Raw genomic sequence first — 21,169 nt, 5'->3', positions numbered from 1 at the left:
TCGGCCGACCTGGCACCGGCCCTGTCCTCGGAAGGCCGCGGGTCCCCGGCATCATGCAGCCCGCGTCCTGCGGTGGGTGGCCGGTAGGACCAGTGACGCGGGTCGCAACGCGGGCGCGCCGAATCGGGCGATGGCCCGATCGACCGTCGGTTCCAGGCTCCGCTTCAACTCCGTGCGCTGGTCGAAAGTGAGTTGCACGGACGCGGATTCGCTCGGTGCCAGGCCGTGGACCCGTACCGTGATCGCTCGCAGCCGGGCACGTTGCAGGGCGAGCGAGTCGAGCAGGGTATAGGCGGTCTGTTGCAGGGTGGCGGTGTGGTCGGTCGCCTCGGGCAGGGTTCGCGAGCGCGTGGTGGTGGTGCGGTCGGCGTAGCGGACTTCGAGGTCCATGCGTCGGGTGACCTGGCCGGAGGTGCGCAGCCGTGCGCCGAGTTCGACGGCGATCGACAGTGCGGCGCGGCGTGTGGCGGTCGGGTTGGTGGTGTCGTGTTCGAAGGTGCGGCGTGCGGAGATGCTGGCGGGTGGGCCCTGGGGTTGGACGGTGCGTGGGTCGGTCCCCGTGACGCGTTCGGCGATGAGGCGCCCGGTGGTGGCGCCGGTCATGCGCTGCAGGGTGGGTAGCGGGACGGTCCGCAGGTCGCTGATCGTGGTCAGGCCGTAGCCGGCCAGGGTGCGTTCCACAGCGGGGCCAACGTCCGGCAGGGCGCGGACCGGGAGCGGGTCGAGGAGGGTGGTGATCGCCGTGGGGTCGTTGGGGATCTGGTGGATGGTCCCGGGGTCCGTGGTCTGTGCGGCGAGGGTGGCGATCAGCCGGTTGGGGCCGATTCCCAGGGTCGTGGTGACGCCGTACCGTGCCTGGACGCGTAGCTGCAGGAGCTGGGCCAGGTCGGTGGGGTGCAGGTCGAAGTAGCGCGTCGCCCCGGACAGGTCCAGCAGTGCGGCGTCGGGCGGCAGCGCCTGCACGACCGGTGTCAGGTCTTCCATCGGTGCAAAGAGCTGCCGGTAGATCTCCTCCTGGCACCGGTGGAAGTGCGCGTACACGATGATGGCCATCAGCCTGCGCTGCCCGGAGAGGCGTGCCACATGCGCCGGGTGTTGGCGGCGTCGTCACCCGGTGTCTGCAGGTCGGCCCAGGGGTTGAGGGTGTAGCCGGACGGCAGGGTCAGCACCCGCCCGGGGTCCGGAGACGGGGTGTCGTCGGTGGGGGCTGCGGTGAGGAGGCGGTGCACGGCGGCCGCTCCCCCGGTCTTGTGGGCGTCGGCGAGGTCGGCCAGGTTCCAGGCGGCGGTGCCGACCACGCTGATGCTCCGCGGGCCGCGCCGCTGGACGGTGCCGCGCACCAGGAGCAGGAAGCTGTGGAAGACGACGTTGGCGCAGGCGGCGGCGTCGTCGAAGAAGGCGAGGTCGACCAGGCCGGTGCCGTCGTCCAGGGTCGCGAAGATGATCCTTTTGCCGGTCCGGTTCGGGGGCGTCTGGTTGGCGACTTTCGCTCCGGCGACCAGGACGGTCTCGCCGCGGCCGGCCTGTGCGAGCAGTCGGGCCGGGGTGACCGCGAGGTCCTTGAGCAGCTGGTGGTGCTCGGTCATCAGATGCCGGGAGGCATCGAGTCCCAGGATGGACAGTTCCTCCCCGAGTGCTTCGTGGCTGGTCATCACGGGCAGGCCGGTGGGGGCCGGGGCGGTGGTGTCGTCGGCGAGGGTGAGCTGGGTGGGGATGGCGGTGTTGTGGTGCTGGCGGTGGAGTTCGGCGACCTGGAGCAGTAGTTCGCGTCGGTGCTGGCCCCGGGCCAGGGTGTCCAGGGCGCCGATGCGGGCCAGTCGTTCGGCGATGGGGCGTGAGGGGCGGGCGCGGGTGAACCAGTCGGTGACCGAGGTGTAGGGCTGGCCGGCGACGATCCGCTGGGTCTCGGCTTCGCTGATGCCCTGGACGTCGCACAGGGCAAGGCGGATCCCCAGTCGGCGTTCCCCGTCGGCGGAGTCGGCCGCGGGGGCGGGTTCGGCGCGGTAGGTAGCGGCGGAGGTGTTGACGTCGACGGGCAGGATCGGCACCCCGAAGCGGCGGGCGTCGGCCAGGATCAGCCGGGCGGGGTACATGCCCGGGTCGTGAGTCAGGACGCCGGCGAAGAACTGCGCAGGATAGTGCCTCTTGAGCCACGCGGACTGGAAGGTCGGCACCGCGAACGCCGTACCGTGGGCAGCGCAGAAGCCATAAGCAGACACCGCGGCGAGAACGTCCCAGACCTCCAGGGTGACCTCGCGGGTGTAGCCGCGGTCGTGGCAGTGCTGCAGGAACCAGGCCCGGATCGCGGGCTGGCGCTGCGTGTCGCCCAAGGCGCGGCGGGTGACGTCGGCGAAGCCGAGATCGCAGCCGGTCATCGTCGAGATGATCTGCATGACCTGCTCGTTGAACACCACGACGCCGAGCGTCGGTTCCAAGGCGGGGATGAGGTCGGGGTGCGGGTAGTGGGGTTTGCGGCGTCCGTGGCGGGCCTCGATGAAGGGGGTGACCATGTCGGCTGCGACCGGGCCCGGGCGGAAGAGGCTGATGTCGATGACCAGGTCGTCGAACGTCTCCGGCTGCAGACGGCCGATCAGATCCCTCTGCCCGGGCGACTCAATTTGATAGCAAGCCAAAACCTGGGCGGAGCGGATCAGCTCGAACGTGGCGGGGTCGTCCGGGGCGACCTGCTTCGGGTCGTCCGGGTCCAGGTGCTGGCCGGTGGTGCGGGTGATCTCGGTGAGCGTGTGGGCGATCGCGGACTGCATCCGCACGCCCAGGATGTCGAGTTTGATCATAGAGAGGTCTTCGATGTCCTCCTTGTCGAAGAACGACATCGGAATGCCCTCGCCGCTGGTCGGGGCGACGGGGGTGCGGTCCAGCAGGGTGGCGTCGGAGATGATCAGGCCGCAGGGGTGCATGGCGATGCCGCGCGGCAGCGCGTCCAGGCCCTCGACCAAGTCCCACAGCTGGCCGTAGCGCTCTGCGTTGGCGGCGACCTCGCGCAGTTCGGGCAGTTCGGCCATGGCGGAGCGGGCATCTTTGGCGCGGATGTGCGGGAACGCCTTGGCGAGCCGGCCGATCTCGTGCGGATCGATGCCCAGAGCGGCGCCCGTGTCGCGGATGGCGTGGCGGACCCGGTAGGTCTCCGGCATGGACACCGCCGCCACCCGCTCGGAGCTGTAGCGGTCGAACACGGCCCGGTAGACCTCCAGGCGCCTGGCACTCTCCACGTCGACGTCGATGTCGGGCAGTGTCTTGCGCCGGGTGGAGAGGAAACGTTCCATCAGCAGAAGACCGTGGTCCATCGGGTTAGCGCCGGCGATCCGCAGCAGGTGCACCACAAGTGAGCCCGCGCCCGACCCGCGCGCGGTGGCGCGGATGCCCAGGGCCCGCGCGTCGTCGACCACCGCGGCGACGGTGAGGAAGTACGTTTCCATGCCGGTGGCGCGGATGATCTTCAGTTCGTGTTCGAGGCGCTCCCAGGTGGGGCGGTCGTGGTGGTAGCCGCGGATCACCATCTCGGCGGTGACCCGGGAGCGCAGCACCCGGTCCGCCGTCCTGGTCTTCGCGCCCACCAGGTGCGGCTCGGGCAGATGCAGCTGCCCGAGCCCGAGGTCGGCGTGAGGGTCCATCCGGCACTCGTCGGCCGTGGCCTGTGTGGCGGCCAGGAGCGCAGCGGCTCCCCCGTGCTCTCGTCCGGCCGCAGCGGCGATCTTCTCGGCGACGGCGCGCATCGCGTCCGGCGGCTTGAGCCACCGCTGCCCGCAGTCGAGTCGGGCGGGGTCGATCGGCACCATGCGCCGGGCCGCGTCCAGCACGTCGGCAACGGGGCCCTGGCCGGGGTCGGCGTAGCGCACGGCGTTGGTCAGCACCGCCTCGATGCCCAGGTCGGCTGCCAGGCCGACGGTGTGCGCGGCCAGGCGCAGTGACCCAGGTCCGGTTCCGTCCCGGTGGTGGGCGACAGCGGCCAGGCGCAGGCGGTCGCCGAACAGGTCGCGCCAGGGAGCGAGCAGAGTGGTTGCGCGGTCCGCGCGTCCGGCGGACAGGGCGCGCAGCGGCTCGGAGTCCGGGCCCAGCAGCACGGTCAGGCCGGCGTCGGCGCAGTGCGCAAGCGCGGACCATGCCAGCAGTGGTGTGCGCGTTGCGGGGTCGGCGTGGGCGGCGCTGATCAGGCGGCACAGCGCAGCCCAGCCCGACCCGTCGCGCGCGAGCAGCGTGATCCGGGGTGCGGACTCGTCGACGTGCGCGCCGCCGCGCACCGGCGAGCGGCGCGCAGTGGGAGTGGTGGGGGCGGGTGGTTCGCGCAGGGCGACGGCGAGGTTGGCGCCGAAGATCGGGCGCACCCCGTCCTTGATGCACTGCTTGGCGAAGCGCACGACGCCGGACACGGTGTCGCGGTCGGTCAGCGCGAGCGCGTCCATCCCGCGTTCAGCGGCGCGGCGCACCAGGTCCTGGGGGTGGGAGGCGCCGTAGCGCATCGAGTAGCCGGACGCCGTCTGCAGATGGGTAAACACACTGCCCGCGCCTCCTTGCTCCCGATAGCCCCCTCACCCAACCTGTCCCCTTTGTCCCCTTCGATCGTACGACCAAATCGTACAGATGTGCGAACATGTGGAGGCTAGCAGGCCTCACGGGTCATCACCACCGAGTACCGCGCCCGCCTGGCACCAGCGCCTGGCCCGTGCGCGCCCACTGTCAGCCTGTTCGAGAGAGCCGCTCGCCGACGAACCGAAAGCCCGTGTCCGGTTGACGGCCAGGGCTGGTGACCGGGGCGTTGCCGCTGGTGACTGAGTCACCAGTTCAGTCACCAGTTGCGCATCAGTGCAGGTCAGAGGGTTGATGCCTCCTCTCACGCTGTGGGGTGCGAGCGGCTGGTGACTGGAGCGCCCGGGGCTGCGGGGACTGGTGACTTCACAGTCACCAGTGCTCTGTTGTCGTCTTGTGATGCTGGCCGGGTGACTTCGGTGACCGGGGCGGTGACCAGCACCGGGTTTGGTCAGGGCAGGAGATCCACCAGTTCCCTGGAAGGCCCGCTGATGCCCCGCACCGCCACCGATCGACCACCGCGTACCGTGCCGGACGGCTCCCCGGCGACGCTGCCCCCTGCCGGACTGGACCGGGCCCACCGTCGCGGGCTGCTGGTGCGTCTGGGGGTGTGGGCGGCGATCGCCGCCGGCCCGCTGGCCCTGTTCACCTCCTGCGCCAGTGCCCCGGTCCCGCGCACTGCCGCGCACACCGCTGCGCCGACGGCCCCTGCGACGGTGGGCGCGGACCCGGCCGGGTTTGCGCAGATGTTCGTGTCCCTGTGGCTGCGCGCAACCAGCACGGCCGACGATGCGCAGTCCCGCGCGGTGCGCGCGATGGCCCCGGGGGTCGACCTGCTGACGGATGCGCAGAACGCACAGACTGCGCAGAGCGCGCAAGGCGGTCCGAGCGTTGCGCAGACCGCGGTGATCCGCAGTGCGCAGATCCAGCCCGGCTACTGGTCGGTGGTGGTGGCGGCCGAGCTGGGATCCGGCAGCACGCTCCAGGTGCGCTACTTCACCGTCCCGGTCCAGACCGCAGCGTCCGCCGGGAGCGGTGTGCTGGGGGCGATGACGGTGGCAGCGGCCCCCGCGGAAGTAGCCGCACCCACCAGCGGTGGCACCGCGCAAACCGTCTACGCACTGGACGCGGCACCGGGCTCGGCGCTGGCCCAGTCCGCGTCCGGGTTCCTCCAGGCCTACCTGACCGGCGCAGGTGCCACCGCCCCGCTGCTGGCGCCGGGCGTGCAGATCGCCCCACTGTCTCCAGCGCCCTATGCGCAGCTGCAGGTGCTGTCAGTGGGTGTGGACCGCGCGGGCATGGACGGCCCTGTCCCGGCGGACGGCACCACGGCCGAGGTGTGGGTCCAGGTGGACGGCACCGATCCGGCCGGGAGCAGCTGGCCGCTGCGCTACGCCCTGCGCATGCGCGCGCGGGCCGGCCGCTGGGAGGTGGCCGCGCTAGAGCCCGGCCCGTTGCTCACCGCAGCCCAGCCATCCACCCCCACCCCGGTGGCCGTACCGGTGGCGCCGAACCCCAGCACCGCCACTGCCTCTCCCGCCTCTCCCTGAACCGGCCCTGCTGCGCACCCCGTGCGCAGCCGCGGGCGCGCTGTGCGCGGACCGCCAGCCTCTGTGCATTTTCCGTACGAGCTTGGAGCGCGTCATGAGTCGACCTGCCGTTCTGGCCGGGGCCCTGCAGGGCCTGGGCAACCACTTCATCGGGATGTTCGCGGGGTGGGCTCTTCCCTCGCTGGAAGCGGCCGGCGGGCTGATCGTGGTGGTCACGATGGTCCGCCGGTTCTCGTTGAAGGCCGGGATCGGGGCGGCGCTGGCGCTCGTGCTGATGCTGGGGATCTACCAGTCGCGCGCGCAGCTGGCGTCGATGTTCACCAATGAAGTGCAGACCGCGTCCACCACCGGTGCCGCGCAGCACAGCCTCGTCATGCCCCTGGGCGGTACGGGCGGGCTGCGGTGAACCCGGGTAAGGGCGAGGCGGTGCTGATTGCGCGCTCCTATACCCGGGCGCGCCGGCATCCGTGGGTGCTGGGCCGGGTCGGGGACTGGACGCTGCCGCTGGGGCCCTACACCCCAGCGCAGCTGGTGGTGGCCGGGGTGGGGGTGCTGGCTCTGATCGAGACCTACGGGGTGTGGGCGCCGTTGTTGGGGCCGGTGCCGGTGTTCGCGCTGGGGGCGTCGGTGTGGGCGGTGCGCAGTGTGCGCATCGGCGGGCGGGTTCCGGCGGCCGCGCTGCTGGGTTTGGTGTCGGCGTTGCTGCAGCCGCGCGCCGGGCGGATCGGCGGGCGCACCGCGCGCGACCGCGCACCGGCAGAACTGTTCGACGGCTTCTACGTCACCTCCACCGAGGTCCCAGCCACCGGCTTCGACGGCCTGTCAGCCCCCGCTGCGCACACAGTGCGCGCAGTGCGCGCAGTGCGCGGACCGGTTGCGCAGCTGGTTGCGCAGACCGCGCAGCACCAGCCGGTGGCGGTGCGCAGCGGTAGCGCGGGTGGGCCGGTGGTCGCGCCGACGGTGCTGCAGCGGCTGCTCGCCGCCTCCAGCGACCACTCCGTGGCAGCGCCCGTATATAGAGGAGTGGAGTAGCGATGCGCGTCCCGATTCGTCATGTGGTCGACAACCTGCTGTGGACAGTGCACGGCACAGTGTGGGCGGTGTACCGGGTCACCCCGGTCGCCACCCGCTACGCCCCGGCGCGGGCCCGCAGGGAGCTGTTGGGCCGGTTGACCACGATGGTGCGTCAACTCGATGGTGCGCCGCGCTGGTACGGGCTGTGCGCGCAGGTCGACCACGGCGAGGTCATCGGACGGATGGTCGACGGGGTGGATCTGGACGCCCATCCCGAGTGGGAGGAGGTCGCCGACGCCGCGCTGGGCCTGCTGGTGGATCAGGAGATGCACCGGCGCACCCATTGGCTCGCGGTCCCTCTGCAGGCGCCCTCGGGCCGGGCTGAGGTCCAGGCCGCTGCCCGGGCCGGGTGGAGCGAGGTGGCGCACCTGCTCGGGCTGCCGCCGGTGATGGTGGACGCCGCCGAGGTCGCCGCCTACCGCACGCGCGCCGCCCAGGTGGCGGCACAGCTCAGCGGCGGCCCGCAGCTGCGTCCGGCGCGGCCGGCGGAGATCGTGTGGATGTGTCAGCACGCGGTCCACCGCGGCCTGGAGGAGCCACTGCTGCTTCAGGCGCAGTCGGCGACCACCGGCGCGGGACGTCTGGTCAACGGTGTGCTGCGCTCGCCGTCGTACCAGGGACTGGGGCAGGTGCGGCTGACGGAGGGCGGCCACGATGCCAGTCCGCAGCGGGCGAGCGGGCGCCAGTCGGGTGCGTGGTGGCGCCGGGCGGAGGGGACCTCGCCGGTGCGGCGCCAGTGGCTGGAGGTGGAGAGCGCCCAGGGCACCTCCTACCAGGCGCAGCTGGTGATCGGTGAGCAGCCGTCGGCGGTGGAGTGGTCGAGTGCGGACGTTTTGGCGCAGTTGGAGGTGATGCCGTTCGGGGTGGACTACGTGGTGGATCTGCAGGTGGTGCCGGCGGAGAAGGCGCGGCGTCAGGTGCGGCAGAAGAAACGTGAACTGGTGGACCAGTCCGAGCAGTACGGGGCGGAGACCACAGGGCTGCCGGACAGTATCTTCGGTGCGGCCGGTGACCTGGGTGAGCAGAGCGTGCGGTTGGAGCGGACCTCCAGCGAGGTCGAGGTGCAGTCGGTGACTGCGCTGACGGTGTGGGGTGACACCCCGGCGCTGTGCGACGAGCGGGCCCGCGCGCTGGAGGGGGCGCTGTCCGGGATGAACTACACGGTGATCCGGCCGATCGGCGGCCAGGTGCAGTTGTTCGCCTTGTCGCTGCCCGGGGCGGCGGCGTCGCCGAAGCTGCGGGAGTTCCGTCAGCACGAGCTCTCCGAGGACTGGGCGATGCGTGGGGCCGGTTCCAGTCTGGAGCTGGGGGACGCGGTGGGGGCGCTGGTGGGGGTGAGCTTGGACTGCGGCACGGTGCGGCCGGTGCTGCTTGACCTGGCCGGCGCGCCTGGGCGCAACGTCTCCGCGTCGATGGGGATCGTGGGTGAACTGGGCTCGGGCAAGTCGGTCTGCGAGAAGCTCCTTTGCAGTGCGGTGGTGGACCGGGGCGGGCAGGCGATCGTGATCGACCGCACCCCGCTGCGCGAGTGGGCCTCCTTCGCCACCGCCGCCACCAACGGCAGGGCGCAGATCGTGGACGCGGCGACAGCGACGGTGAGCATCGACCCGTTGCGGCTGTTTCCGCCGGCCGACGGGGTGCGGTGGGCGATGAGTTACCTGACGCTGCAGCTGGGCATCGGGCCGATGACCCCGGCCGGGGCGGTGCTCAGTCACGTCGTGCACAAGGTCGCTGCCAGTACCCGGCCCAGCATGCGCGCGGTCCTAGAGGGCCTGGACCAGTTGGCTGCCGAGCCCGAGCAGCCCAAGCGGGCGCAGGAGGCTGCGAACCTGGCCGACATGCTGCGGATCGTGGCCGACGACCGGTTCGGCGCCATGGTGTTCGACCCGACGCTGCCGCCGCTGCGCTGGCAGGACCTGGACGGCGACATGGTCGTGATCACCACCGCGGGCCTGACCCTGCCCTCCCGCGAGGCCCTGGCCAAGCCTGAGCTGCTGGCCCAGCAGCCGCTGGAGGCGCTGATCGGACGCGCGGTGCTGTACCTGGTGGCCGCCGTGGCTCGCACGGTCGCGTTCAGCGACGCGAGCCGGTTCTGCCTGATTGCTCTGGACGAGTGCTACTGGCTGACTTCCTCCACCGAGGGCAGCGCCCTGGTCCACGAGGTCGTCCATGACGGACGCAAACACGCCGCCGGAGCGCTGCTGGGCTCGCACGACGAAGAGGAACTTGGGGATGCCACCACCCGCGGGCTGCTCGGCTACAAGGCCGTCATGCGCCACAGCGACCGGTCCCTGGCCCGGCGCAGCGCTGCGTTCCTGGGCCTGGACCCGGGCAACGAGGAGGTCGTCAGCGACATCACGATGCTGTCGCCGGCCCGGGAGGAGGCGGACGACGAGGACCACAAGGGCGAGTGCCTGCTGCGTGACAGCCAGGGCCGCATCGGCCGGATCCGGGTCCTGATCCCGGAAGTGGAACGCATCAGCGTACGGATCCGCACCACCCCGTCCTCCGCCCAGGCGCACGATCAGCGGCCCGCCGAACCGCCGGACGCGCCCCCACCCGGGGTCGGGAACCGGCGGCTGCGCCGCCCGGCGGCCAAGGCGTCGGTGGGAGGGACGCGTTGAGTACCACCGGCCGCCTGGTGAGGCTGCTGTGTCGGTGTCCGACGCGCTACCAACTGCGCCGCGTGGTGACGCTGGCGGTGACGATGGTGCTGTTCACGCTGACCAGCCTCCAGGTCGCGGCTGCGGCCGATGGCGGCAGCACCCCGGGCATCCTGGGCCCTTTCGACGTCACCAGCTCGGAGAACGTGCCGCTGGACCACTACGAATTGGTCTCCAACCCCGGCTCGGTCACCGACTTCCAGCAGGAAGCCCAGTCCTACCTGATGGGCGCTCTGTTCTCACTGGTGCGCATGGTGGTGGGGCTGGAGTGCTGGCTGATCCACTGGGCCTATAGCTTCCCCCTGGTCCAGGCCGTCAGCCAGCAGTCGCAGCAGCTCGCCGACGCCTACCGCCTCTACGTCGTCGACGCCCTCGGGCTGCCTGGCCTGTTCCTGGCCTGGGCGGTGGTGGTCTGCTCGATCATGCTCATGCGCGGCAAGGTCGGTAAGGCCCTGGGCGAGCTCGCTCTCACGTTCCTGATCGTCGCTGTTGCCGCCAGCGCTCTGGTGCGCCCGGACGTGATCCTGGGCGCGGGCGGACTGCTCGACCAGACCCGCCAGGCCAGTCTCGAGGTCGCCTCCATCACCACCCACCACGGTGCCCCGCCGCCGGCGAGCGTGGACCCGGCCAGCGTGTCCGCGCCGATCCAGCAGTCCCTGACCGAGACGTTCGTCGCCGAGCCCTACCAGTTGCTCCAGTTCGGACGCCTGATCCCCCAAGGCGACAAGGCCTACCCGGCGTACCAGGCCGCGATCTCGATCGGCCCGTTCAACACCAACGCCCACGCCGACGGCTCCGCCCCGTGCGTCAAGATGACCGGCCCCGGCGCGGACGGCTTCTGCAAGACCGGCGACGCCCCCACCCCACCGAACTGCTCGGGGCTGACAGCGTTCGGCAAAACCGTCTGCGAGGAGAGCGGCCCCACCAGCGCCAGCAACTTCCGCTCCTACACCGACCTGGCGAACGGCTTCAAAACCGTCGACCCGGCCGTGTCCGCCTACATCGCCCCTCCGTCGTGGGACCGCGTGTTCGGCGCCCTGCTGGTACTGATCGCCGCCCTGGTGGTCGGCATGATGGTGCTGGCGATGGTGATGGCGATGTTCGCCGCCCAGTTCGCCGACGCGGTCCTTGCCTCCTGCGGCTACGGCGCCCTGGTGTGGGCCACCCTGCCCGGACCGAGCCGGGCCGTGCTCTGGCGCTGGGTGGGCAGCTTCGTCTCCTCAGCGCTGGTGATGTTCACCGCGGCGGTGTTCCTGCCGCTGTTCGGCGTCGCCGTCAACGCGTTCCTCGGCGGCGCGGGACCCGGCCTGATCCCGCGCCTGTTCCTGGTGGACCTGCTCGCCGTGGCCGGACTCGGCTTCCACCGCCGCCTGCTGGCCGGCGCCGGATCGGTCGGCACCCGGGTGGCCAACCGGCTGCGCTGGGCCAGGATCGGCGGCTCCGGATCCGGGGACGACGCCACCCGCACCGGCCAGGTCCTCGCCGGCGCCCTCGCCCAGGCCGGTATCGGCGGCGGCCTCAGTGCCGGCGCAGGGATGGGACTGCTCGGCGGCAGCGCGGCCGGCTCCCCCGCACACGCCCATCTCCTGCGCCGCGCCCGAATGCTGTCCAGCGCCCGCGCACTGGGCGACATCCCCGGCACTCCCCTGCACCCCGGACGGCTGCTGGGCGACGCCACCCGCCAAACCCGGCACGCCCTGTCCCCGGCCACCACGGCGGTCCGTGCCGGCCACCACCTGTGGAAGGGCAAAGCCCTGTCCCCCGAAGCACTGGAGCGACGCACCATCAAACCAGGCACCGGTGGTCACCTTCCGGTCGGCTCGCGCCTGCACAACCGGCTCATCCAGACCCGAGGCGGCCGCACCCTGCTCGGCACCAGCCACCTGGCCTGGAACACCACCCTCGGCGCGCCAGCCACCTGGACCCGAGCCCGCCGACACGGCGTCACCCTCATGGACAACGCCGAACGCCAGGCGCGGCACTACCAGCTTGAGTACCAGAACTACCGGGACACCGAGTGGCTGCCCGGCGCCCGCGCCATGACGACACCCGCCCGCGAGATCGCCAAAACCAGTCAACGCCTGAGCACCGCCGCCTCGCTCTACTCCCCGCACCACGCCGACACGGTACGCCGCGCGGCCACCGCGGCCGCGGCGCCACCCGCACCCACGCCCACAGCGCCCACCCCACGCGCAACGACATCGGGACCGATGCGGCCCCCGCACCGCACCGCCAGCACCAGCGCAGCGCCGGACCCCGCGCGGGAGAGCTTCGTGGAGTACCTGCACCGGGTCCAGCGCGAAGCCCGTGACCGGGACGGCGGCGCATGAAGACGCTAGCCTTCCTCGTCGCCCTGGGCGTCACCGCCCTGGGGCTGCTCGCGCTGCCCCTGGGGCTCGCGGCCAGCGGCGCGGCCAGCGCCTCCGCCAGCACCGCGTCGGGTGCGGGCCCGGTGGCGGCCGGGTTCCCCGCGGTGCTGGCCACCGCCTACCAGCAGGCCGCCACCCGCGCCCCGCAACTAGTCCCGGCCTGCAAGGGGATGCGCTGGCAGATCCTGGCCGGCGTCGCACAGGTCGAGTCCGACCAGGCCAGCGGCCACAGCATCGCGGCCGACGGCGAGATCACCCCGCCGATCATCGGCCCGCGCCTGGACGGCACCGGCGCCGGCGGCAACACCACCGTGGTCCGCGACACCGACCACGGCCGCTGGGACAGCGACACCGTCTACGACCACGCCATCGGCCCGTTCCAGTTCCTGCCCTCCACGTGGGCCACCGACGGCCTCAACGGACGCGGCACCGCCGCTGCCCCGGACCCGGAAAACGCGTTCGACGCCGCCCTGACCGCAGCGGTCTACCTGTGCGGCAACGGCCGCGACCTCACCCAACCCGCCGCACTGCACGACGCCCTGTATGCCTACAACCACAGCAACGCCTACGTGACCCAGGTCGAGGCTGCCATCACCGAGTTCGACCAGCAGGTCCCCACCAGCGCGGGCCCGACGAGCGGACGGGCCGCCATCGTGATCCGGGCGGCCCTCTCCCAGCAAGGAGTCCCCTACTCCTGGGGCGGCGGCACCGCCCACGGCCCCAGCCGCGGCATCTGCTGTTCCAACGGCGGCCAGAACGGCAGCCTGATCGTCGGCTTCGACTGCTCGGGACTGACCCTGTACGCCTACGCCCAGGCCGGGATCACCCTGCCACGCCTGGCCTCCGACCAGGCCGGCATCGGCCACCGCATCCCCGCCTCGGCAGGCCTGGCCGCACTGCACCCAGGCGACCTCATCTTCTACGGCTACATCCCCGGCAGCGACTCCTCCATCTACCACGTCGCCATATACCTCGGCGCCGGCAAGCAAGTCGCAGCGCCGCGCCCCGGCCTCGGCGTAGAGGTCGAGCCCGTAGACATCGCCGGAGGCTCCTACGCCGGCGGGATATCAATCGTATGAAAAACCGCAAAACATCCCTAATCGCCCTCGGCCACACCCGCATTGCCCGCCCACTCACCCGCGTAGGAGAACGGAGTGTTTTCACCGGGGTGAAGTAGAGCCACGGATTCGGTCTGTTGGGGAGCCAGTGGTTCTTCGGTGAGTTCGGGAGCCAGTAGGTGTGATGGTGTGGAACATGCCGCTTTCGGAGTAATCGTGAGGGCTTGGGCTGTTCGGCCGTCACGCTGTGCCTGTTGATCACGGTCCAGGTCAGGGAGACCGCTGGTGCACAGGTCACGTGAGTGGCTGTTCGAGAGGATCCGCCGGGCTCAGCGCGAGCAGGGGCTGTCGGGGCGGGAGCTCGCCGCGCGGTTCAAGGTGTCGCGGAACACGGTGAAGAGGGCGTTGGAGTCGCCGGTGCCGCCGAAACGCAAGTCGCCGCCGCCGCGCAAGAGCGTCTTGGAGCCGGTGAAGGGCTTCATCGACGCGATGCTGCGCGAGGACCTGGACGCGCCGTCGAAGCAGAAGCACACAGTCCCGCGGATCATCGAGCGGCTGGCCGCGGAGCACGACTTCGAGCTGGCCCGGAACACCACGGTCTGGGACTACGTCTCCAAGCGGCGCCCGCAGATCCGGGCGGAGGCCCTGGAGGGGCGCCGGCACCTGGACGGGATGGTGCCGCAGGCGAAGCGGCCGGGGGAGGAGGCGGAGGTCGACTTCGCGGACTTCTGGCTGGACCTGGCCGGGCAGCGGCGCAAGTGCGTGCTGTTCACGCTGCGGCTGTCCTACTCGGGCAAGGCGGTGCACCGGGTCTACGCGACGGCCTCGCAGGAGGCGTTCTTGGAAGGGCACCTGGAGGCGTTCACGGTGCTGGGCGGGGTGCCGTCAGTGCACATCCGCTACGACAACTTGAAGCCGGCCGTCAAGCAGGTGCTGTTCGGCCGCTCCAGGTTGGAGTCGGCGCGGTGGGCGTCGTTCAAGTCCTGGTACCAGTTCTCGGCGTTCTACTGCGCGCCGGGCGAGGACGGGGCCCACGAGAAGGGCGGGGTGGAGCACGAGGGCGGGAGGTTCCGCCGCAAGCACCTGGTCCCGCCGCCGGTGGTGGAGTCGCTGGCGGAGCTGAACGAGCGCCTGGCGGCGATCGACGTCGCCGAGGACGCCCGGCACATCCACGGCCGGCCGACTTCGATCGGGTTCGACTTCGAGGCCGATCGCGAGCGGCTTCGGCCGCTGCCGGCGGACGACTACGACTGCGGGATCGACCTGACGCCGGTGGTCGCGCGCAACTCCCGGATCACGGTGCGGCAGTGCTACTACTCGGTGCCGGCGAAGTTCATCGGCGCGAAGGTGCGGGTCAAGCTGCGGGCGAACGAGTTGTGGGTGTTCGACGGGCGCAAGGTCGTCGCCCGCCACCCGCGGCTGACCAGGCGTTACACCTACCACGACTTCCTGGACCACTACCTGGAGATCCTGCTGGTCAAGCCGGGCGCGTTCGCCGGGGCCTCGGCACTCGCGCAGGCCCGGGCGGAGGGCGGCTTCACCAAGGTCCACGAGGCGTTCTGGGCGGCGGCGAAGAAGAAGGCCGGCGACCGCGAGGGCACCCGGATGCTGATCGAGGTGCTGCTGCACCGCCAGCTGCCCGGTGAGGCGCTGGTCGCGGCGATGGAGACCTGCCTGCGGATCGGGTCGGTCTCCACCGACCTGGTCGCCATCGAGGCTCGCAAGGCGATGGAGGGCACCGACGCGGACGACGCCGAGCTGCTGGCCGACGCGGACGAGGTGGCCCAGGACGGTCCGGCGGCTGCGGACGGTGGGGCCCGGGTGATCTCCCTGCACGCGCGCCGCCTGCCGCCCGACCCGCGCCAGGGAATGCCCGACATGAGCAAGTACGACCGGCTGCTGAGCCCGGTCGCCGGCCGCGACAGCCAGACCCAGAAAGGCCACGGCGCATGAGCCCGACCATCACCGTCACCGATCAGGACGACGAGCAGGACACCGACGGCAGGGTCCCCGGCCGCAGGATGTCGCTGCCGGGCGATCCGGAGGACATGCTCATCGACGAGGCATGCCGCGAGCTTCGCCTGCCGGCCTTCCGCGAGCGGTTCATCGACCTGGCCGCCGGCGCCCGCCGCGAGCAGGCCACCTACAAGCAGTTCCTGCTGGACATGCTGCAGGCCGAGCTGACCGACCGGGACCTGCGCCGCCAGCAGCGACTGCTCAGGTTGGCCCGCTTCCCGCGGCCCAAGCGGCTGGAGGACTTCGACTTCGCGAAGAACCCGAACGTCACCCCGGAGGTCGTCGCGGACCTGAAGTCCCCGACCTGGGTGCGCGAGGGTCGGCCGCTGGTGCTGATCGGCGACTCCGGCACCGGCAAGTCCCACCTGCTGATCGGCATCGGCACCGCGATCGCCGAGACCGGCCTGTCGGTGCGCTACACCACCACCAGCGCGCTGGTGAACGAGCTCGCCGAGGCCGACGCGAGCCGCCGCCTGTCCTCCGTGATCGCCCGCTACAGCAAGATCGATCTTTTGTGCCTGGACGAGTTCGGCTACCTCAACCTGGACCGCAAGGGCGCGAAGCTGCTGTTCCAGATCTTCACCGAGCGCGAGGAGCGCAAGGCCACCGCGGTCGCCACGAACTCACCCTTCACAGAATGGGACAAGACCTTCGGCGACGCCCGCCTCTGCGCGGCCATCGCCGACCGGATCACCTTCCGCTGCACCCTGATCCAGACCGGCACCGAGTCCTACCGCTACCAGGCCACCCAGGAATCCCTCTTCCCCTCCCCGAACTGACCCGCCTGTCCACGTACTCATCAAATCACTCGGCTACGAAGGACGCACCTATGACGTCAGAGACCGCCTCGGTCGGGCAATCTGGGCAGGAATCGGTAGTTATCGCCAGCTTCGACAACCGCCACCGCGCCGAACACATGCTGGCGTCGCTCGGGCGAGGCTTCCGCAGGAAGGCCCGCAAGGGCCGCACGACAGCTGCAGTGGTCAGCGCAAACACCGACGGCTCGCTGAAGCTAACTCAGTCTCGTGTGCTGACGGCCAACGGCTTTGCGAGCGCCCTGCTCCGCATCTCCCTCTCCTGGACGGTCGGATTCATGGGTCTGTTCTCCACACTGAAAGGGGCAAGGGTCGGGGCCCGCACCGCTGAAGTGCGGGAAGGACACGTCGGATCCACCGAGCACCAAGCCCACAGGATCCTCGCGGAAGCCGGCCCCCATGCCGCCATCACGCTGGTTCGCTGCGAGGACACAGACACCCGGCAGATGGTCGCCGCAGCAGCGGCCGAACGTGCGAAAGACAGCTGGGACGGCTCGCTCACGGAGTTCCTCGCCTCCCTCGACCCCGGTAGCGCTCACGATTGGGTGCGCGCCGCTGTCGGTGAGAAGTCCTCCAACACACACCGCGACCAGTGACTGACAGCGCCGGCCCCGGACCGGACACCCGGCGGGAGGCCAAACCCTCGCACCGCATGATCGTGTGGGCTGCTCTGCGGATCGTGGGATCCGCCACCGCGCTGGTGACCTTGTACTTTCTGCTCCCCCTGAACCACTCCTCGACATGGCCCGCCGTCACGATGCTGGTCATCGGGCTGGTGGCATTCATCGGACTGGTCGCCTCTCAGGTCCGCTCGATCATCCGGTCACCGTTCCCGGGACTGCGGGCCGTCGAAGCCCTGGCCACCAGCGTTCCGTTGTTCCTACTGCTGTTCGCGAGCACATATGTCGTCATGGCCGCGATGTCGGCCGGCGACTTCGGCGGGTCGCTGACGCACACCGACGGGTTGTACTTCGCCGTCACCGTCTTCTCGACGGTCGGATTCGGCGACATCACGGCCAAAAGCGAGGCAGCTCGGCTCGTGGTCACCGGGCAGATGATCGCCGATCTCGTCGTCCTCGGCCTTGCGATCAAGATCATTATCGGCGCCGTCAGTCGCCACCGACAGCCGGGGGGAGCCTCAGGACAGGCCCCCGAGGGGATCTACCGCTAGGAGCACAGTCGCTGACGAGCAAGCGGCTCCGCGGGCCGCCGAACGATGACCGGTCGAGGTCGCCACACCAGTGCTTGTCGGGCCCTGACTGGGGCCTGCTTATTCGGAGGCATTCTGGGACGAGTGCGACCCGCGTCCGTGAAACGCCTTCGGCTCGCCGGTGGTCAGGCCGACGTCGGCGTGCCGTTCGATCACGGCGAGGCGGTTCTTCAGCCGTACGCCGACACACCACCAGCAGCACGAAGGGCTGGACTCACGGGTCCAGCCCTTCGGCACATCCAGAGGCGAGCCCCTGGCCGCGACTTGTCAGGGAGGCGACCCGGGCCCGCGATGACAAGCTACCGACGCTTCAGGCCCCGGTCCCTACGGACACTCCGCTCAGGCGCACCAGGTCACCCGATCAGTGGCTCCCGATCTCGTCGGAATGGCTCCCGAACTCGCCGAAGAACACCCGCCATGGTCGAGTACGTCTCCACCACGAACGGCCTAGACCTGGCTCCCGTTCACCCCGGAGCAGTGGCTCTCATATGACCCGACAAAATCAACGGAGAACACCGTGAGGCGAACTGGCCACACGACCGAGCAGCCCGCGCCCGACCCGCCTCGCCGATCCAAACAGCGGCGTCGGCGGCGGGAACCTCCCGTCGCGCTCGTCCTGCTCGCTGCCGCAGCACTGGCCACCCTCGGCGTCGAACTCCTGGTGCACGGACACGGAACTCGGCCCGGCCCGATTCCTGTATCCGCACCGGCACCCTCAACCACGACCGCAGCAGCTGTCCCGAACACGTCCCCCATCACCTCGACCATGCCAACACCACCCCAGCCCACCCCGTCCGACACCGCATCACCGACCGCCTCGCCAGCCGCCACCTACGCACCCGTCCCCGAAGCGGCTGTCCTCGCGCCGGGCGACGGCCCCGGCGCGGACGCCACGGTGCAGCAGATGCTCGACCGATCCAGCCCCGCCGACCTTCCCCCCGCACTGGAACACAACTTGGAACAGCTCGGCCGTCAGGTATGGCTCGCCGACATCACCGGCATCGGCCGCCAGCACTGGCCCCGCTACTTCACCGTGCCCGGCACCTCCGGCTACACCGCGGTCCGCATCCAAGCAGCCATCGCCCGCGCCGACGGCACCGGCAAAGCCCGCGTCACACTGCTGTGGGCCGGCACCTCCCCCGCCAGCGACACCCGCATCGCGCAACCCGGCACCGTCGAGTTGACCCAGCAGACCAGCGGAACCTGGGAGCCGACCCAATGAGCGACACCGCACAGACGCTCCCGTCCACCACCACGACAACCGCCCGCATCCTGGCCGTGCTGCTGCGGCACCACCTGGTCACCACCGCGCAGCTGCGCGAACTCCTGGACGACCGGCCCGAGGACTCCGGACAACTCGACGACCGGCTGGAGAACCTGCACGCACAGGAACTGACCGCCCGGCACATGGGGGCCTGGCACCTCACCGAGGAAGGACTGTCCATCGCCTGCGCCCAGCCGGAGAACACCGGCCTGCGCCCCGACCGCCCACCGCACTCCCACACCACCATGACCCTGACGACACTCGGCCTCGCGCTGTGCCGCCAGCACCGCACCGCATTCCACGCCGCTCCCTTCACCAGGCAGACCCAGGTCATCCACCGCTTCCGCGACCACCACGGACACACGCCCAGTTGGAGGCTGACGCCCGCCTGCGCACCTGCCACCGCATCCCGGGGGCACTCCTCCCCCTGACGCCCTGATCCAGTTGTGGCCCGCCCGCCTGCCCCGCGGCGCAGGCCACCGAGCGCCTGCTGGCCCTGGCCCGCTTCTACGCACCCAGGGGAGCGACAGGTCCATGGCCGGGGCACCGCTGGTACCCCGGCCCCCGCACCTGCTGCTGATCTCCCACTCCCCGGACGACGGGCTGGAACAGGTCCTGCAGCAAATCGATGCCGCAGCCGACACAGAGCCGGACGTCGCTGTGCTGCTCACACGGGCACCGCTGGGCGTGACGTCGCTGGCCGAACTCGAGCACCGCGGCCCGCGGTCCGCCTGTGGACCTCCCCAGCGAGTCGCAAGAGAGAGGTGTGGATGCAGTTGCCGTGCGGTATAGGGGAGGACGAACAGTGAGGGATGTTTCGGCACCGTTTTATCGCCCCATCGGGTGATTTTGAACGGTTTTGTCATCCTTGGGAGTCAACCCGGCTCTCCAGAAGGGCAGCTGACATGCGCTCATGATTCGAACATGGAAATCGAACGCATGCCGAGACCGTCAAGCGAAGCGCTACGATCCGGTCAAGATCGGTCTACATTCTGTGAGGGGGGATTCCCAAGGTGGCACTGCACCAACGCTCCTTCGACCACGCACAGGCACGTACACGTCACACCGTCCTGGGAGCAGCGGCTTCCGCTGTCCTCGTGCTGATGACCGCGTGCGGAGGTGCCGGTAGCCACCCCTCAGCAGACTCCGCACCGCCGTCTGTCCCCGCGTCCGGGTCGCCGAGCGCATCGCCGACTCTGAGCGCCGCAGACGCGGCAAAGGCAAAGATCCTGGCCACTTACCAGGGATTCTGGAAGATCCAGGAAGAGGCGTACTCCACTGGCAACCTGAACGGACTACCGGTCAACACGTATGCCGTCGGTCAGGCCGCCGCAGGCATCACTTCGTCCGTGGACTACTACAACTCGCAGCACCTCGTCGTGCGGGGCCACCCCCAGCTCAGCCCGCAGGTCACGTCGGTCAACCTCACCACGGCTCCCTACAGCGCCACCATCACCGACTGCGTGGATACGACCACGTTCGTTCCAGTCGACGCGACAACTGGCCAACCCGAGAAGCTGAACAGCAGCGTTCACCGGCACATCTGGACCTTCACAGCCACGTACGACAACGTCCAGTGGTACATCAACTCCGGATCGATCAACCGGAGCGGGACGTGCTGAAGACCCGCTCGGCCTTACTCGGCGTGGGTGCCGCACTCGTGGCCATGAGCCTCTGGACGCCGACTCCCGCCTCAGCGGACGGTAGCGGAACCGGCGTCGGGTGCGGGGCTTTCGTCGGTGACTGCAATGTCACTGCGGGCAGCAGCGCACCGCCTTCTCCTGGCACTCCTGCCTCAGGTAGCGGTGGGGCAGGGGGCGGCAGCGGGAGCGGCGGGGGATGCAGCTTCCACGGCCAGGCCTTTCCATGTTCGGGCCCCAGCGGGTGGTTCGATGAACAGGACGGCTGCTACTACAAGCTGATGGACCCGCAACCGCCAGCGGACAGCACCTGGTGGCAAGGCCACAAGCCTGGTGACGGCGCGGTGTACTCCGAGACGTGCCCGCTGATAAGCGGAGCCGGGCTACCCGGCGGCTCAGGCAAGTGGTTCCAGAATCCACCGCCGGGATACGGCGGCACGGTGGACGTCGCCGCACTGGCCCAGCAAGCGGTAAAGAACATGGCGCTGGTCGGTCCAGCTATCGGCATCGCGCCCAAGCCCGGCGGCAAGTCGCTGGTGGGGTTGCCGGTGTGGTTGTGGGACAACGTGGCGCCGACGACGTGGGGGCCGAACACCGCACAGGCGGCGGCGGGCGGGGTGACGGTGACCGCGACCGGCAGCGTGACCCAGATCGTGTGGAACATGGGCGACGGCTCCACGGTGACGTGCACGACCCCGGGCGTTGCCTACCAGCAGTATTTCGGCGCGCAGACGCCCGCGTGCGGCCACGTCTACACGGTCGGCTCGGGCAAGCAGCCCGGTGGGGCCTACGCGATCACGGCCACCGCGACCTGGGTCGTGAACTGGACTGCGACCACGGGGCAGACCGGCCAGATCACGGTCACCCGGCAGTCGCAGTCCTCCGCGATCATCGGCGAGCTGCAAGTGCTGAACAGCAACTGATCCATTATCCGCAGCGCCCGGCGCGACGGCCGGGCATCACGT

16 protein-coding genes are annotated in these 21,169 nt (G+C 70.5%); 14 read left to right on the top strand and 2 right to left on the bottom strand.

The window, feature by feature from the left end; all coding sequences use genetic code 11:
- Window positions 1-51 precede the first annotated feature (51 nt).
- Together ABH925_RS18260 and ABH925_RS18255 are read right to left on the bottom strand one after the other, a co-directional pair.
- The gene (locus ABH925_RS18260) at window positions 52-1,053 is read right to left on the bottom strand and encodes a hypothetical protein (RefSeq protein ID WP_370149164.1); all 1,002 of its coding nucleotides are present in this window, start codon (window positions 1,051-1,053) and stop codon (window positions 52-54) included.
- On the bottom strand, window positions 1,053-4,478 hold the full coding sequence (locus ABH925_RS18255) for a DNA polymerase III subunit alpha (RefSeq protein ID WP_370149231.1): 3,426 nt from the start codon (window positions 4,476-4,478) through the stop codon (window positions 1,053-1,055). The genes ABH925_RS18260 and ABH925_RS18255 overlap by 1 nt, the downstream gene beginning before the upstream one ends.
- Before the next feature lie 477 nt (window positions 4,479-4,955).
- Between ABH925_RS18255 and ABH925_RS18250 the strand changes: the two genes are divergently transcribed.
- The 14 genes from ABH925_RS18250 (at window position 4,956) to ABH925_RS18185 (ending at window position 21,127) form a co-directional block, all read left to right on the top strand.
- Entirely contained in the window at window positions 4,956-6,095 is a 1,140-nt protein-coding gene (locus ABH925_RS18250) for a conjugal transfer protein (RefSeq protein WP_370149162.1), read from the top strand.
- Between the two features lie 94 nt (window positions 6,096-6,189).
- On the top strand, window positions 6,190-6,501 hold the full coding sequence (locus ABH925_RS18245) for a hypothetical protein (protein ID WP_370149161.1): 312 nt from the start codon (window positions 6,190-6,192) through the stop codon (window positions 6,499-6,501).
- Window positions 6,498-7,127 (top strand): hypothetical protein, encoded by a 630-nt coding sequence (locus tag ABH925_RS18240; protein WP_370149159.1) that lies wholly within the window; start codon window positions 6,498-6,500, stop codon window positions 7,125-7,127. Before ABH925_RS18245 ends, ABH925_RS18240 begins: the two co-directional genes overlap by 4 nt.
- Window positions 7,128-7,129: 2 nt before the next feature.
- On the top strand, window positions 7,130-9,793 hold the full coding sequence (locus tag ABH925_RS18235; protein WP_370149157.1) for an ATP-binding protein: 2,664 nt from the start codon (window positions 7,130-7,132) through the stop codon (window positions 9,791-9,793).
- Window positions 9,790-12,162 (top strand): hypothetical protein, encoded by a 2,373-nt coding sequence (locus tag ABH925_RS18230; protein WP_370149154.1) that lies wholly within the window; start codon window positions 9,790-9,792, stop codon window positions 12,160-12,162. The genes ABH925_RS18235 and ABH925_RS18230 overlap by 4 nt, the downstream gene beginning before the upstream one ends.
- Complete coding sequence (locus ABH925_RS18225) at window positions 12,159-13,280, top strand: NlpC/P60 family protein (RefSeq protein WP_370149152.1); 1,122 nt, start codon at window positions 12,159-12,161, stop codon at window positions 13,278-13,280. Before ABH925_RS18230 ends, ABH925_RS18225 begins: the two co-directional genes overlap by 4 nt.
- Before the next feature lie 264 nt (window positions 13,281-13,544).
- Window positions 13,545-15,212 (top strand): IS21 family transposase, encoded by a 1,668-nt coding sequence (istA, locus tag ABH925_RS18220; RefSeq protein ID WP_370149150.1) that lies wholly within the window; start codon window positions 13,545-13,547, stop codon window positions 15,210-15,212.
- The gene (istB, locus tag ABH925_RS18215) at window positions 15,209-16,054 is read left to right on the top strand and encodes an IS21-like element helper ATPase IstB (protein WP_370149148.1); all 846 of its coding nucleotides are present in this window, start codon (window positions 15,209-15,211) and stop codon (window positions 16,052-16,054) included. Before istA ends, istB begins: the two co-directional genes overlap by 4 nt.
- A gap of 50 nt (window positions 16,055-16,104) precedes the next feature.
- Window positions 16,105-16,686: a hypothetical protein gene (locus ABH925_RS18210; RefSeq protein WP_370149146.1), complete on the top strand. Its 582-nt coding sequence runs from the start codon at window positions 16,105-16,107 to the stop codon at window positions 16,684-16,686.
- An 83-nt stretch (window positions 16,687-16,769) separates the two neighbouring features.
- Entirely contained in the window at window positions 16,770-17,261 is a 492-nt protein-coding gene (locus tag ABH925_RS18205) for a potassium channel family protein (RefSeq protein WP_370149144.1), read from the top strand.
- Between the two features lie 805 nt (window positions 17,262-18,066).
- Window positions 18,067-18,522, top strand: coding sequence for a hypothetical protein (locus tag ABH925_RS18200; RefSeq protein ID WP_370149142.1), 456 nt, complete (start codon window positions 18,067-18,069; stop codon window positions 18,520-18,522).
- A complete protein-coding gene (locus tag ABH925_RS18195) occupies window positions 18,519-18,995 on the top strand; it encodes a hypothetical protein (protein WP_370149140.1) in 477 nt (158 codons plus the stop codon). The genes ABH925_RS18200 and ABH925_RS18195 overlap by 4 nt, the downstream gene beginning before the upstream one ends.
- Before the next feature lie 666 nt (window positions 18,996-19,661).
- The gene (locus ABH925_RS18190; RefSeq protein ID WP_370149138.1) at window positions 19,662-20,186 is read left to right on the top strand and encodes a hypothetical protein; all 525 of its coding nucleotides are present in this window, start codon (window positions 19,662-19,664) and stop codon (window positions 20,184-20,186) included.
- 299 nt (window positions 20,187-20,485) lie between these two features.
- Window positions 20,486-21,127, top strand: coding sequence for an ATP/GTP-binding protein (locus tag ABH925_RS18185; RefSeq protein ID WP_370149136.1), 642 nt, complete (start codon window positions 20,486-20,488; stop codon window positions 21,125-21,127).
- Window positions 21,128-21,169 lie beyond the last annotated feature (42 nt).

Source organism: Streptacidiphilus sp. EB129 (assembly GCF_041262645.1).
GTDB lineage: Bacteria > Actinomycetota > Actinomycetes > Streptomycetales > Streptomycetaceae > Streptacidiphilus.
The sequence above is the reverse complement of the archived record's forward strand: the minus strand, read 5'-3'. Positions and strand labels throughout refer to the sequence as shown.